The organism is Sphingobacterium sp. SYP-B4668 (assembly GCF_027627455.1).
Classification (GTDB): domain Bacteria; phylum Bacteroidota; class Bacteroidia; order Sphingobacteriales; family Sphingobacteriaceae; genus Sphingobacterium.
In genome coordinates, this window is the sequence record NZ_CP115483.1 from 3,579,562 (window position 1) to 3,594,804 (window position 15,243).

At 41.7% G+C, this 15,243-nt stretch carries 15 protein-coding genes; 7 read left to right on the top strand and 8 right to left on the bottom strand.

Annotated elements, in window-relative coordinates; genetic code table 11:
* The first annotated feature begins 89 nt into the window (after positions 1–89).
* Complete coding sequence (locus tag OQ289_RS14765) at positions 90–1,946, top strand: OmpA family protein (protein WP_270087626.1); 1,857 nt, start codon at positions 90–92, stop codon at positions 1,944–1,946.
* Positions 1,947–1,963: 17 nt separating this feature from the next.
* On the opposite strand, the gene OQ289_RS14770 is transcribed toward OQ289_RS14765, so the two are convergent.
* The 4 genes from OQ289_RS14770 to OQ289_RS14785 form a co-directional block, all read right to left on the bottom strand.
* Positions 1,964–3,262, bottom strand: coding sequence for a WG repeat-containing protein (locus tag OQ289_RS14770; RefSeq protein ID WP_270087627.1), 1,299 nt, complete (start codon positions 3,260–3,262; stop codon positions 1,964–1,966).
* Between the two features lie 64 nt (positions 3,263–3,326).
* Positions 3,327–5,021 (bottom strand): GMC oxidoreductase, encoded by a 1,695-nt coding sequence (locus tag OQ289_RS14775; RefSeq protein ID WP_270087628.1) that lies wholly within the window; start codon positions 5,019–5,021, stop codon positions 3,327–3,329.
* 53 nt (positions 5,022–5,074) lie between these two features.
* Entirely contained in the window at positions 5,075–6,145 is a 1,071-nt protein-coding gene (locus OQ289_RS14780) for a Gfo/Idh/MocA family protein (RefSeq protein ID WP_270087629.1), read from the bottom strand.
* Between the two features lie 18 nt (positions 6,146–6,163).
* Positions 6,164–7,435, bottom strand: coding sequence for a Gfo/Idh/MocA family protein (locus OQ289_RS14785; protein ID WP_270087630.1), 1,272 nt, complete (start codon positions 7,433–7,435; stop codon positions 6,164–6,166).
* Between the two features lie 190 nt (positions 7,436–7,625).
* Here OQ289_RS14785 and OQ289_RS14790 point away from each other — a divergent pair, with 190 nt between their 5' ends.
* Both OQ289_RS14790 and OQ289_RS14795 read left to right on the top strand, forming a co-directional pair.
* A complete protein-coding gene (locus tag OQ289_RS14790; RefSeq protein WP_270087631.1) occupies positions 7,626–8,897 on the top strand; it encodes a DUF819 family protein in 1,272 nt (423 codons plus the stop codon).
* A 333-nt stretch (positions 8,898–9,230) separates the two neighbouring features.
* Positions 9,231–10,487 (top strand): DEAD/DEAH box helicase, encoded by a 1,257-nt coding sequence (locus OQ289_RS14795; RefSeq protein WP_270087632.1) that lies wholly within the window; start codon positions 9,231–9,233, stop codon positions 10,485–10,487.
* 56 nt (positions 10,488–10,543) lie between these two features.
* On the opposite strand, the gene OQ289_RS14800 is transcribed toward OQ289_RS14795, so the two are convergent.
* Together OQ289_RS14800 and OQ289_RS14805 are read right to left on the bottom strand one after the other, a co-directional pair.
* Positions 10,544–11,185, bottom strand: coding sequence for a hypothetical protein (locus tag OQ289_RS14800; RefSeq protein ID WP_270087633.1), 642 nt, complete (start codon positions 11,183–11,185; stop codon positions 10,544–10,546).
* Complete coding sequence (locus tag OQ289_RS14805; protein WP_270087634.1) at positions 11,175–11,645, bottom strand: RNA polymerase sigma factor; 471 nt, start codon at positions 11,643–11,645, stop codon at positions 11,175–11,177. Before OQ289_RS14805 ends, OQ289_RS14800 begins: the two co-directional genes overlap by 11 nt.
* A gap of 259 nt (positions 11,646–11,904) precedes the next feature.
* Between OQ289_RS14805 and OQ289_RS14810 the strand changes: the two genes are divergently transcribed.
* The 3 genes from OQ289_RS14810 (at position 11,905) to OQ289_RS14820 (ending at position 13,106) form a co-directional block, all read left to right on the top strand.
* On the top strand, positions 11,905–12,342 hold the full coding sequence (locus OQ289_RS14810; protein ID WP_033563258.1) for an acyl-CoA thioesterase: 438 nt from the start codon (positions 11,905–11,907) through the stop codon (positions 12,340–12,342).
* 113 nt (positions 12,343–12,455) lie between these two features.
* Entirely contained in the window at positions 12,456–12,809 is a 354-nt protein-coding gene (locus OQ289_RS14815) for a DUF2085 domain-containing protein (RefSeq protein WP_033562993.1), read from the top strand.
* A 9-nt stretch (positions 12,810–12,818) separates the two neighbouring features.
* Positions 12,819–13,106 (top strand): hypothetical protein, encoded by a 288-nt coding sequence (locus OQ289_RS14820; protein WP_033562994.1) that lies wholly within the window; start codon positions 12,819–12,821, stop codon positions 13,104–13,106.
* A gap of 124 nt (positions 13,107–13,230) precedes the next feature.
* Here the strand turns inward: OQ289_RS14820 and OQ289_RS14825 are convergent, their stop codons facing one another.
* Together OQ289_RS14825 and OQ289_RS14830 are read right to left on the bottom strand one after the other, a co-directional pair.
* Positions 13,231–13,674: an Hsp20/alpha crystallin family protein gene (locus OQ289_RS14825; protein ID WP_270087635.1), complete on the bottom strand. Its 444-nt coding sequence runs from the start codon at positions 13,672–13,674 to the stop codon at positions 13,231–13,233.
* A 313-nt stretch (positions 13,675–13,987) separates the two neighbouring features.
* Positions 13,988–14,356 carry a dihydroneopterin aldolase gene (locus tag OQ289_RS14830; protein WP_270087636.1) on the bottom strand — a complete coding sequence of 123 codons (369 nt, stop codon included), beginning with the start codon at positions 14,354–14,356 and terminating at the stop codon, positions 13,988–13,990.
* A gap of 79 nt (positions 14,357–14,435) precedes the next feature.
* On the opposite strand from OQ289_RS14830, the gene OQ289_RS14835 reads away from it, so the two are divergent.
* On the top strand, positions 14,436–15,176 hold the full coding sequence (locus OQ289_RS14835; protein WP_270087637.1) for a 3-keto-disaccharide hydrolase: 741 nt from the start codon (positions 14,436–14,438) through the stop codon (positions 15,174–15,176).
* Positions 15,177–15,243: the final 67 nt, after the last annotated feature.

Genomic DNA, 15,243 nt, shown 5'->3' on the forward strand with positions numbered 1-15,243 from the left:
TTCCATCTAAAAAACTGATACCTTTAGCTATTAATTATATGGATTGACAAATGACAATACGCTATATTATACTATTACTCATGTGTGCTATGCTAAATCCTGCATCAGGCCAAAAACCTTCTGCTAATTCCAAGGCGCAGCAACAGTACACTGCTGCCAATAGACTGATACAAAAAGGCGAACAGCGCAATGCCATCCCCTTATTATTAGAGGCAATCAGATATGACAAAACATTTGCCTCTGCCTATCAGACTTTAGGTGACGTATATCGCAAATCTGGCAGGTACGAAGACGCCAGACAAGCCTATCAGCAGGTACTTCTCCATGATCCAAATTTAACACCACTCACTTACTTCGGCATAGGTGAGTCAAGTTTATTCACCGGACATTATCCAGAAGCACTTAGTTACCTTACCCAATACAAGGATCAGAGTCGATTATCCGAAAAAAGCATACTGCTTGTCAACAAATACATCGCCGACTGTCAGTTTAGCATTACCTATAGACCAGACCACCAGTTTGTACTGCACAAATTATCCGCAGCTATCAACTCGGTTGATGACGAATATTTCCCAAAACTTACTGCAGATAATAAAACGATCATCTTCACGCGAAAGACCAATAATCAAGAGAACTTTTTTGAAAGCAGCTATATCGACAGCGCATGGACTGAAGCTACAAAACTAGTAGGTTACATCAATTCCGAGGCATTCAATGAAGGTGCCCATTGCATCTCTCCTGACGGTAAGTACCTGTTTTTCACAGGATGTAACTGGCCGAATGGGCTTGGAAGTTGCGACATTTACGTGTCAAAGAAAGAGAATGGGATCTGGAGTGAGCCCTCCAATTTAGGCCATCCCATCAACACTAAAGGCTGGGAATCACAGCCGGCTATTAGTGCCGATGGAAAAACACTATATTTTGTCAGCAATAGAGCTGGTGGCGTAGGTGGGTATGACATATGGAAAAGCACCCTCAATGCCGACAACAAATGGACCACTGCCATCAATCTAGGTACGCAAATCAACACCACATTTGATGAAAGTGCGCCTTATATCCATGCAGACAATAAAAGCCTCTATTTTGCTTCTAACGGATGGCCTGGGTTTGGACGAAAAGATATCTTTATCAGCGAAAGTGACTCAGTCGGTGCTTGGTCCACTCCCCAAAATCTCGGCTCGCCCATCAACAATTGTTACGAGCAGAATGCACTACATGTAAGTATGAATGGTAAAATGGGGTTCCTTTCGACCGAATTGGGTGAAGATGCACAATTAGACCTATATAGCTTTCAGATGCCAGTAGGGACACGTCCCCAGCCCGTCGCTTTTATTAAAGGTCTGGTGTTAAATGCCAATACCAAGCAACCACTCTCCGCAACGATAAGTGTTACCAACACATTGACGAATAAGGTCGTATTTGAAGATGTAAGCGATATTCAAGATGGTTCATTTCTGGCCACTCTACCGATTGGACATCATTATGCAGTACATATCCAAGAAAAAGGTTACCTCTTCGAATCTAAACAATATGCCCTTGATAAACTCCAATATACCAACGAAGAATTTGAAGCCCATATCCTCTTAAAACCGATTGAGACTGGCAAGAATGCAACGCTCAATAACATTTTCTTTGAAGTAAACAAGCATGAACTACTTCCATCCTCCACAAGCGAGCTCAACACTTTGGTCAAATTTCTCACTGACAATCCCAATGTACGAATTGAAATCAGTGGACATACCGACAATACCGGAAATTCACAGCTCAACCAAGCATTATCAACGAGTCGAGCACTCGCCGTTGTAAACTATCTGATTAAGAACGGAGTGACAAGCACAAGATTGATATCTAAAGGATATGGATCGTCTAAACCCATAGCTGACAATCAATCCGAAGAAGGGAAAGCAATGAACCGAAGGACCGAATTTCAAATAATAGGAATTTAATACCCGAGTTGCTACAATTACTTATGGATTTCTTTGAGAAATTCACTTGCGCTGACAGTTTTCATTTCCGCATCTCCATTCTTTTCCAGGAGGTTTAGCTCTCCATTCGAATTCCATTTCACCTTATGATAGGTAGGTGCCAAGACGAAATTTCCTTTGAGATCCATGACCCCATACTGTCCTCCCTTTTTGGCAAATACATAGGTCGAATTAAGCGGTTGTATATCTTCCAGTTGTCCCACTAAGATTTTTCCATCAAGATTTGCCAATCCACATTCAGCATCTGTCTGGTAAGAATAGATAGCATCATCAATAGGCAGAAAATGATTGTATGCCACTTTATTTAACAATTGGCCAGCAGCATTCATCAACCAATAGCGTTGTTCGATGTCAGTGACTGCCACTACATTTTCATTTATTCGTTCGGCACTTTGATAGACTGCAGGGAGCAATATGTCTCCATTTTCGTTCCTTACGCCCACCACACTTAACCCCGCTCGTACATCTTGAAACCACTGGATACCGTCCTCTAATGAAAATGCACTATGAAAACTATTGACCAAAGACTCGTCCCCCTGTCCTGTACCATCACTATCCAAAGGGGTCAATTCTACAACTTCGACTTCATTTGGCAATTCAAAATAGGATCCTAGGGCGGGAAGCTTTTCAGCTTTAGTTACGAAAAAACCGAGGGTACTATCCTCTTTACTGAAATCCAATTGGAAGATGGCTCCTGGAAGATGCCGACCAAAAGGCAATACTTCTGTAGAATAAGCCGGTAATGCTGCAGCACACCATACCGTATACTGGTTCTCTCCCAACCCCATCTCTCCAAATGTGAGCGTATGTTTATTACAAGTATACCCCCGCAACTCCTTGGTTCCTTCTACTGTCCCTATGATTAAATAGGCCTCACCATCCTTCAAATCCGAGATAGCAGAAGGAGCTGTAACCTTATAAATATCTGACAACTGATCTTTCATAATCATATCATCGCCCTCCAAAAAAGAAAAGACAAGCTTCTCTGGATACTGGTAATATGTAAAAGATTTGGTATAAAAATTACTAGCCTTTGTTCTATCTTTCGATAAAATAAGCTGTTCTTGCAACTCTATTTTCTTCCCATTAGGTTGAAACGTCTCCATCACAGCCTGCTCAAAATCTGCGATATAGCCAGATTTACGTTTATTCCACCATTCTACAGGTTTTTCACCACTTGCTTCGAGCTCCAATTGCCACACACCTTCTTGGGCATATAGATAAGAAACAGGACCAAATACACATACACACAGGACCAAGCAAATTTTCAATTTCATAGACAAAGACTTAATGACTTCTAGAAGTCACAAAATAAAGACCAATTGTCGACAATAAGGAAATTTATTTGATATTTTTCTTCTTAATCTCCTCCACAGCATAATTAACAGCTCTTGCCGTTAGCGCCATATAAGTAATAGAAGGGTTTTGAGTGCCCGTAGAAGTCATACATGCACCATCTGTTACAAAAACATTAGGACAGCTGTGAACTTGGTTCCATTTGTTCAGTACCGAGCTTTTAGAATCCCTTCCCATTCTCGCTCCGCCCATCTCGTGAATATCAAGACCAGGATTCTGTTTACTATCATGTTTTACGATGTTTTTGACTCCAGCTACCGTTAGCATCTCCTCCCCTTGGCTCCAAAAATCCGCTTTCGATTTATGATCGTTTTCATCGTAAGAAATGGAGGTCACTAACAGCGGCATACCATATTTATCTCTTTGATCTGCACTCAGCCTCACATGATTGGATTCCTTTGGAATGGTTTCCCCCTGCATCATCATTCCTACACCCCATCCTCCAACCTGCATCAGGCTATCTTTATAAGCCCCGCCTAAAGAATCGCTCTCATTCGCCACTCCTCTTCCTCGCGAAGCGCCAAAGAAAGATGCATATCCTCTCAAAAAATTGGTTTCTTGTTTTTTTACATTTCGAAAATTAGGGATGATGGGTTGCGTAGGACGTCGTCCATAGTAATATTTATCCTCAAATCCCTCCAAAGTCCCCCCCATAGAACCCAAATAATTGTGAAAAGCGATATATTTCCCTAACACACCACTATCATTTCCAAGACCATTGGGAAAACGGCTAGATACCGAATTCATCAAAATCATATTCGAAGCCAATGCAGAAGCATTCAGAAAAATCACGGTTGCAAAAAAATCATGAATCTCCATACTTTCGGCATCTACTACCCGTACACCTGTAGCTTTCCCTGAAGCATCGTCATAAATAATAGATTGCACAACACTATGTGGCCTGACAGTCAAATTACCCGTTTTCATAGCCCATGGAAGGGTTGATGCATTCGAGCTAAAATAGCCCCCAAATGGACAGCCCCTTTGACACAATGAGCGCGCCTGACACTGTGTACGTCCCTGTGCTATATGCACCGGTTGTGGTTTCGTAATATGCGCACATCTTCCCGCAATCACGCGACGATCGGTGTAGTGTGAATGGATTTTATCTTGGATACTCAATTCTACAGCATTCATATCCCAAGCCGGTAAAAATTCACCATCTGGCATTGCCGCCACTCCATCCCTATTTCCAGAGACTCCTATAAATCGTTCGACATGGCTATACCAAGGCGCAATATCCGCGTACCGGATTGGCCAATCTACAGCAAAACCATCGCGCGCCGGCCCTTCAAAATCATACTCACTCCACCGTTGCACTTGTCTAGCCCATATCAACGACTTCCCCCCCACTTGATATCCTCGAATCCAGTCAAAAGGCTGCTCTTGGATATAAGGCTGCTCCTCATCCTTTGTAAAAAAATGAAGCGCATCCTCTTTAAAAGCATAGCATTTCGATGCAATAGGATTTTCGGTTTTCACTTGAAGAGGCAATTGTCCTCGATGATCGAAGCCCCAAGGGTCAACATTTGCTGTAGGATAGTCCTTGATGTGCTTGACATCACGACCACGTTCCAACACTAGTGTTTTGAGCCCTTTTTCACACAGCTCCTTCGCTGCCCATCCTCCAGAAATACCGGAACCGATGACAATCGCGTCAAAATGTATATTTTTTTTCATGAATAATTTAGGTTGGTTAGGGTTAGCAACTTGGTAGAATTGGTCAATTGGGCTTATAATTTAATAATTTGCCCACTCTTGACAGATTCGTCACAAGCTACTGCTATTCGCAGACTATTGATAGCATCCTGCATTTGCTTAGACAAGTCCAAGTCCTCATGTATGGCCTTCAAAAAAAAGCGTTGTTCTCTATTGCACAATTCTTGATGATCGGGCTCATCCTTCAAATTTAACCATTCATCCTGCTTCACAAATCTATTGGCACTATCTATCGTCGCATGATGTATACGAATTGATTCCGTTTGAGTATGCGCAGCTACACTATCCGAATGTCCGGATTTGGAGGCGTCGTCAGCTACGATAGAAACCGAGCCCTTCGGTCCGATTACATCCTTGACAAAAAAAGCAGTCTCGCTAATCATAGGGCCCCACCCTGCTTCATACCAGCCTACACTTCCATCCTCAAATCGTATTTGCAATTGTCCATAATTATAATTGTCCTCAGGAATATCAGCAGTCAATCTAGCTCCAATTGCCGAGACCTGTACCGGTCTAGCATCAGTTAGTTGACACATCACATCAATATAATGAACACCACAATCTACAATAGGACTCAAGCTCTTCATCAAATTACGATGCACATCCCACATATAGCCATGGCTTTGTTGATTCAAGTTCATACGCATCACCAATGGAGAGCCCATCTCTCTTCCTTTTTCAATGAATTTGACCCAAGAAGGATGATAGCGCAGTATATATCCGACAACAAGCTTTCGTTGAGCTAGCACAGCAGCGTCGATCACGCGTTGCGCACCCAAGACAGTATCTGCAAGCGGTTTTTCAATAAACACATGTGCCCCCGCCTCAAATGCCATTATTGCATAGGATTCATGGGTGTCGGGATAGGTAGAAATACAAACAGCATCAGGTCTCGAGATTAGCAATGCTTCCGCATAATCGTCGAATAAAGGATATTGTGCGGCCAATTTCTCATTTAGCACATGCTTACTATTCCCTCTAGACACCAAGCCTACAATTTCAAATCCTTCTAAATCGTGATAGGCCTGCGCATGGGAAGCCCCCATATTGCCGCAGCCAACCACAAGTATTTTTATATTTTGCATGAATCTTACTACCGAAATCTAACCAAAGTTTGTCAATCCTGGACGCGGAATCGGCGATTGATCACCTTGCATATCCCAGCTAAATTCATCCGAATGTGGCCCCAATACCACCTGAGAATTAATAATCTCCTCATAACTTATCGCCTTACCGGTATAGGCCGCTGTACGTCCCCATATACCTAACAAAGTCGATTTGGTCATCGAATCGCCATCGTTGATGACTTGTCCATTCCGGATAGCCGCAAATAATTCATCGTGCTGGGTTTGGTACATATTATTTAAACGTTCAGCATATTTCCAAGGATGTTGGCCTAATATTTCATAGCTTGACATCAGCTTCACGTCAACTTGCCCCTGCGTCCCCATCACATCGACACTGTTACGCGAAGCAGTTCCATTCTGTTGTCGACTAAAATGATAGGATTTTAAGCCTTCAGGATAAGCATACTCCAGCGCATAATGATCATAACCATTTCCAAACTTATCCCATGGTTTGCTCTGGCGCCCGCCAGTACCCGTCACAGTTTTGGGAAGCTCATCATTCATCACCCACGACATAAAATCTACGCTATGGATGGCCTGCTCCACCAACATATCACCCGAATAACGAGTATAGAACACCCAATTACGTAATTGGAATTCCATATCGCTCCAATTCGGCTGTCTTTCCTTAAAGGTCAATTCGCCTCCATATCGTGTAGTAGACAAGCCCTTGATATCACCAATATTTCCAGCTCGAACCTGTTTAATGACTTCTCGATTCGGTAGTGAATAGCGGAAACAAAATCCACACACAATATTCAGTTTCTTCTGTTTAGCTAGCTCCACCGCCTTGCTGACACGGTGAATACCAGGAATATCTACCGCAACAGGTTTTTCACAAAAAATATGCTTTCCGGCCCTAACAGCCTCCTCTAGATGATCAGGCCTAAAATTAGGCGGCGAGCAAAGCAGCACCACGTCCACGCCTGAGTTGATTAACTTCTTATAAGCGTCGAAGCCTACAAATCTATTTTTCTCCTCGACATTTACTCGTTTTGGATCAATTTCCTTCAGAGAGGTCAATGCATTTTCTAGCTGATCTGCAAAAACATCAGCCAATGCCGTGATTTCTACTTGAGGATCAGCAGCCAAAGCCTGAGAAGCCGCACCGGTGCCCCTCCCCCCACATCCAATCAGGCCTACCTTAATCTTTTTCGCTGCCGCACCATACCCAATAGTGGGGATAGCTGCTAGAGAAGCTGCAAAAACTGCGCTTTGTTTCAGAAAAGTTCTTCTATTTTGGTTCATGTCTATATAACTGTAACCATAAAATTAGACTTTTTCATTGACATTCAAAACATAACACTCCATTTGATAAATAGCATCACTAGATTTTTACAATCAATAGTGCGTTTTTATGCACTTTTCAAAATCAATCACTCGATAAGTTACAAATATTACATAACTTCACCCCACCAATCATCAATTTTAAACACAAATGGAAGAAAAGCTACCCATCATCTCCCCCCTTATTACCAACGACGCAGTCGTCTTTGGATTACTAATGGGCATACTCGGTTTTATTTTTTACACTTCTAGTAAAAAAGATGGCTTCTGGGCAAAGTTTTACAAATATTGCCCCTCGCTGGTACTTTGTTATTTTGTACCCGCCATTCTGAATTCATTCAACATCATCAACGGCGAGGTATCACAATTGGATGAAATGGCCTCGACATACCTCCTGCCTACCAGTTTGATATTCTTCACACTTGGCATTGATATACAAGGGCTCAAGCAATTGGGAAGCAAATCGCTTATCATGTTTTTCACAGGCGCTATCGGTATCGTAATTGGCGGCCCCATAGCACTAGCCTTACTAGGTAGCATTTTCCCCTCTATCTTAACCTTTAATGGCGAGGATACCTGGCGAGGGTTTGCCGCTATTGCTGGCAGTTGGATCGGAGGCAGCGCCAATCAAGCAGCCATGTTCAAAGTATTCGGATCATCAGAAGCATTATTTGGACAAATGGTAGCCGTAGATGTGCTGATTTCCAGTATCTGGATGGGACTTCTCATCTATGGGGCACAGAAAGCGGATAAAATTGATAAATTTTTCAAGGCTGACAGTAATGCCCTTTATGATTTACAACGACGGTTAGAATCCGTTCATCTGGCTCAACGAGTCAAAGATGTCTCCGTAGCCCAGTGGTTTACAGTACTTGGAGTCGGATTTGCCGGAACCGGACTCTCCCACCTCCTGGGCAATGAGATAGGCCCATGGTTCAAAGAGGTATGGCCAGGTGCGGAGCAATATTCCTTGACCAGCATTACCTTTTGGGTCATTATCATTGCGACCACCATCGGAATGGTGCTTTCTTTTACCCCTGCACGCAAATTAGAAAATTATGGCGCATCCAATATGGGATCCATACTGCTTTATATTCTTGTAGCAACTATCGGTATGAAAATGGATATCAAAGCCTTATTGGATAATCCCATTTTCTTCCTGGTAGGGGCCGTCTGGATTTTGATTCACATTATCCTCATGTTAGGAGTGGCCAAAATCATAAAAGCCCCCTTTTTCTACGTTGCCGTAGCGAGCCAAGCCAACATTGGTGGAGCTGCATCGGCACCAGTAGTCGCAGCCGCTTTTAACAAATACCTGGCCCCCGTAGGCGTATTGATGGCCGTATTAGGATACGCGGTCGGTACCTATGGAGGTTACATTTGCGGCCTCTTGATGCAATACATCTCCGGGCTCATTAGCTAAGTACAACGGATTGAACAGGTAGATGCAGTATGGATGCACCATATTGCACCTACCCTACTCCACATCCATGTCCCAAATCACAGTAAAATAATCCTTTCCAAAAAAATATCACCTATAGACTTCGACATCCAATTCAACGCGCAAATATGATAGAAATAGAGCTCAGAACACTATCAGCGGTCATCTAGAGTAGATTCAGAGGTTTTGGTAAATGTCAACTTCACAATAGTTTTAGCTAAATAGTTTTCAAAACAAAAAAAACGCTATTCTTTTGACTACCTTTGCGAAAGTTTGACTCAGACATAGAGTCGAATATGATTAAATTTCAACAATTTGCAATTCAAAGATTTAAAACTTATAGCTCCTATCCTCAAGGCTTTAGATGCTTCAGGATACGAAACCCCTACACCTATACAGGAACAGGCTATTCCCATTATTTTTCAAAAAAGGGATTTATTAGGTTGTGCACAGACAGGCACCGGAAAAACAGCTGCATTTGCCATACCTATCTTACAGATGCTGTCCTATTCAAAAGAAAAGACAGCAAAAAAACAGATTCGAGCACTCGTGTTGACTCCAACACGTGAATTGGCCATCCAAATCCACGAAAATTTCAATACCTATTCCAAGGATTTACAAATCCGCAACCTAGTCATATACGGTGGGGTTGGACAGCAACCGCAGCGCGATGCGTTAAAAAAAGGAATTGATGTGCTCATCGCTACTCCAGGAAGACTATTGGATCTTTACAACCAAGGATACATAGACCTTAAGAGTCTAGAATTTTTCGTTCTAGACGAAGCAGATCGTATGCTAGACATGGGTTTTATCCACGATGTAAAGAAGATTATCAATATTATCCCAACAAAAAGGCAAACATTGCTATTCTCGGCAACAATGCCCTCCGAAATTCAAAAATTATCTTCTCACATTCTTAATGACCCTAGCAAAGTAGAGGTGACCCCTGAGTCTACTACCGCTGAAAAAATACAGCAATCAGTATACTTTGTCAGCAAGAACGACAAACGTCATCTGTTGACCCATCTCCTTGAAGTAGAAAACATTGACCACGCACTCGTCTTTTCCAGAACTAAACATGGAGCCGATCGTATCGTGAAAGATTTACAAAAAAAGGGAATCCAAGCAGCCGCCATTCACGGTAATAAGTCCCAATCTGCTAGACAGAATGCACTAAGAAACTTCAAAGATCGCTCCCTAAAGCTACTAGTCGCAACAGATATAGCAGCCAGAGGTATAGATATCGACGAATTGGCAAATGTCATCAACTTTGACCTCCCCAATATACCCGAGTCATATGTACATCGAATAGGTCGTACTGGCCGTGCAGGGAGAGACGGAAGAGCAATATCTTTCTGTGATGACGAAGAATATGCATACTTGATGGATATTGAAAAATCTATCCGCATGGAAATTCCGGTTATAGAAAATCATCCATATTCCTTGAAAATCGTTCCAAAGAAAAATGGGAACACAGCCGGAAAAGCGAAAAACGAACAACAAAAAACAGGCTCCAAATCAAGTCACAACAAGTCTTTCCAGAGAAGACCAAAACCCAAACGAAGAGATTAGTTCCATCTAGCATAGACTAAAAGTCCCGCTATCGTGAAGGTAGCGGGACTTTTAGTCTATGATTCTTCTAGTTGATCCAAGGTTCCCTTTATCTGTTTCAAATATTTACCATAATACTGATAAGCCATCATCTCGATGAAAAACACGACTAGGATGACACTCACTATGGCCGTAGCGACAATCCAAAGCACAAAGTTAGGCTCTTGCGCCAACGTATCCTTCAAATGATACAATTTCTCAAACCATTTATCTGCTTTGCCCACTGAAAACATAATCCCATACATAATAAGTCCCTGAGGAATCATCACGTAGGAAATAGTCTTATAGGAATCTATCGAAAACTTCAGATCATAATACAGCTTCAACAGATTTTCACGTGAATTCAACACCTCAAACTGTTGCGTGCTTTTATAAAAATAGTAGAACCGCCTATAGTATACAAAACTGGCCAATAGCATTTGCACCAGCACAAGATAATAGGCAAATCGGGCAATCCCTTCTATCCGGTACAATCCCACAAGCGGCACTATTGTTAGAAAAATCATCGCGCCAACCCATAGCAAAAATTCATTCCTGATGTTGCGCCTGACCCTATCAAGTACACCATCCACCTGCTGATATCTTTCCAAGTTGGGATCTATCTTCATCTGATCATCAGCTTGATTGTCCCATTGCTTTTGTAATTCATCAAAATTCATGTTCGTATTTTTTAATGATGTGTTGTATTTTTTCTTTTGTACGGTTCAATTTGACCCGTGCATTCACTTCGCTGATTCCAAGATTCTCAGCAATCTCACGATGACTCTGCCCTTCTAAAAAAAGAAATATCAAAGCCTTCTCCACCTGATTCAACTCTTGGACGGCCCTATAAAATATCGCCAATTGTTCCTCTTTCTGTCCTGAGTCGTTATCTTCAGCAACATCATGATAGGCTTCTAAGGACACCTGTTCTCCATACCTCTTCCCCTTTTTTAAATATACGAGCGCGGTGTTAATAGCCACGCGATACATCCACGTAGAAAACTGACTTGCATTCCTAAATGATTCGTAGGACTTCCACAATTGAAAAATAATCTCCTGACAAAGGTCCGCCCTATCATCCGGATCATCCATATACATTTTGGAGACCTTAAAGATGATACCTTTATTTTTTTTCATTAGGTCCAGAAATTCAGTCTCTCTTTCTTTCACTTATTTAGTATTTTATGATACAGCCCTTAATCTGCGCGCAATTGTAATCAATTAGTAACGTAAAGTAAAAAACGTTACAGCCTTTACGAAAAAAAAACTTTTTTTTAACCCCATGCATTACTGACTATGCAACTATTATGTGTAATTTAAATACTCGAACCTTCTACCTCCGTGAGGCAGATAGCGTCGCCGACAAACAAAAAAAACGACAAACAAGAAAAGATACATGGAAAATACATTTTACGAAGGCCAAGTACTATGGTCGCAAATAGATGCCAATCGTCATCTCCGTCACTCCGCCTATGCTGATTTATGCGCACAAGCAAGAAGCAACATGTTAAAAAAAATGGGACTATCGCTTGACGAATTTGCAAAGATGGGAATTGGCCCCATCTTATTTAGGGAAGAGCTCATCTATCACCGCGAAATCAGATTGGACGAATATGTTCACGTAGATATCGAGTTAACCAAATTCAACCTCGCCAATGCTAGATTCTCATTTCGCCATGAAGTATTCAAAGAAGACGGCATTAAGGCTGCCACTGTAATAGTCGATGGCGCATGGCTAGATATACGTCAACGCAAGTTGGTCAACATCCCCGATGAGTGGTATAGCTACATGGCGAAAGTACCCCGTTCAGTAGATTATGAGGAATCCAAGTAATGCACACGCCTACTTTTTTTCCACATTTTAAAACTTTCTGTATCGTGATTGAATAATTTTATTACTTTTAATATAGAAAACACACATTAACAATAGATTCACCCATAATAAGAATGAAAACCAAGCTAGAGTTCACCTTTTGCCACCGCAAGCCCGAGCGTTCTTTTTTTTGGAAAGGAAAGCAGTTTCCAGTTTGCGCACGCTGTACAGGCATCCATCTTGGATATCTCTCGACTTTTCTTTTCATCTTCGGAATCCTGACCATGAATTGGTGGATCGCACTTTTATTCACCCTGCCTACCATAATTGATGGCCTCACACAGGCTTATTGGAATCGAGAAAGCAATAATATACTACGCTTTATTACGGGAATCATGGCCGGTATTGGGATGATGGCCATATGCGCCATAATAGGTAGAGCGATCGGTTCGCTCATACTAGACGGAATCCAATTGATCATTAAATAAATATTAAATATGGAAGAGCAAAACACACCAAACTTTGACCCCAATCAGGGACAAAACCAAAATCAGTTTAACAATCCTTTTAATCAACAAAATCAAGATGACTTATCAACACCTTTAAAAGTCTTGTCATTTTGTATCCCGTTATTTGGAGCAATCTACTACTTCATCAAAAAAGATGAAGCACCTAAGCAAGCAAAGTCGGCCTGTACTTTTGCTATCTATGGAGTAGTTGTTTCCATCGTCCTTAACATCATCGCCGCAATCTTTGGTGGACTGGGCTCCCTAATGGGCAGTTAAAATGTTTACAAAGGGGCAGTAATCCTAAGCAGATACCTGTCCCTTTATTTTTTATTAAAAAAACCGCCATACACTAAAGTATGACGGTTCTCACATAACCTCACCTAAAAAAACTATCTTTTCCTTATTTTACTTCTATAAGTCGTTTAGCTACGATTGACTCTTCCTTCTTACCCACCTTCACGACCAATATACCATTTTCATAAGCCGCATCAATACTGTTGTAATCTACCGTATCAGGCAACGTGAATGATCGGGTAAACGATGTATAGTTAAACTCACGTTTACTGAACAACTTACTAGCTGTCTCTCCCTCATTTACCTTTTCCGCAGAGATAGTCATCATGTTCTTATCCACATTGATCTTAAAATCTGCTTTCTCAAGTCCTGGTGCAGCCAACTCAATCTTGTACGAATCTTCGGCTTCAGAAATATTCACAGCAGGAATACGAGTCACCAAACGATCCGTGATGAATGAATCATTAAATAAGTTGTCAAACACTGAATTCACAAATGGGTTAACTGCATCTGTATTAACCGCTTTAGTTGGAAATTTTAATAATGCCATAATACTGTCCTCCGTTATTTTTTGTTCAATTTTATTTTCAGATATATAATCAATCGGCGTACCAACTCAAAAAAAGAAATAAAACAAGACAAAAAGTCATCACAAAAGCACTCAAAGTGACAATATGTCATTTTAAATATGCGACATCTATGTAAAAAAGACAATCCTCGTACCGGTTCGTTTGCAATATCTCAAATGAAGAAACTAAAAGAAAAATAAAAGGGGACAGAAAAGGCATCCATCCGCCATACCCAATGAGATATCCACCCTTTCAAAAAAAAGATAAAAAAAAGAAACAAACTAGATAGAATCTCTAGCTCCTTTGATAGACCAATCTGATCTTGGATTTGGCATGATCCCCTCCAAAAAGGGGATTCAATTTGACAACTGTAATATCCACATGCTCCAAAAAGTCAAATCTATCCAACACCTTATCCATCATTTCCTCCACTGCAGACTCAATCAAGGCCCTTTTCTGATGCATTACATCTGCTATCACGGCATACAATTGCTCATAGTTAAGCGTATTAGCCAGATCATCCCCAGAGACTTTTTGGTAGATATAGCTCACCTCTACACTCACATAGAATTCATTCCCAACCACCTGCTCTTCCAAGTAATAACCAACTGGAGCATAAAATCTCGCATCATTTATCGCGATAGTCTGCCTAAGGATTGCCATACCGCAAACCTAGAAATATTTATCCGTTTCAAAAAATATCTTTATTATTGTCTTATAAAAAAACCATAACCCCTCAAATATGACACCTCATTTAAGATATCCCTTGGGATTGCTACTAAGTCTTTTGACATGCTCACTATTCGCCCAATCTCACTTCAAACCCGAAGACACCGAATTCTACACCCCTAAACCACCTGTCGTTACAGTCACCAACACCATCCCAAGTGACGCCATAATATTATTTAACGGAGTCGACCTCAGTAAATGGGAATCATCTACAACTCCAGGGGCTGCTGCCCCATGGACAGTAAACAATAACATACTCACTGTAAAACCTAGCTCCGGAAATATTCAGACCAAAGACAAATTCGACGATTTCCAACTCCACATCGAGTGGCAGAGCCCCTTAGTAGTAAAGGGCAACGGACAAGGACGTGGCAACAGCGGAATATTCTTACAAGGTCTCTACGAGTTGCAGGTATTGGACAATCAGGACAACCCCACCTATACCAATGGTCAAGCCGGAAGCATCTACAAACAGCGTCCCCCATTGGTGGAAGCCAGAGTCGCCCCACAAGGATGGCATACCTATGACATCTTATACACCGCGCCACGGTTCAATAAAGACGGGATGTTGATCAGCAAAGCGAGGGTCACAGTGTTACACAATGGCATAGTTGTACAACTCAATACCGAAATCGAAGGAACGACAGAGTACATTGGCCTCCCTCAGCTCAAAGCGCACGGTGCAGGCCCTATTATTCTTCAAGACCACGGCGACCTCGTCAACTACCGCAACATTTGGCTTCGCAGACTCTAGACGAGAACCCCCGCAATAATTCTATTTGTTTTTAGGTTTTTAGGAGGTGAATCTATAATTTTACCTC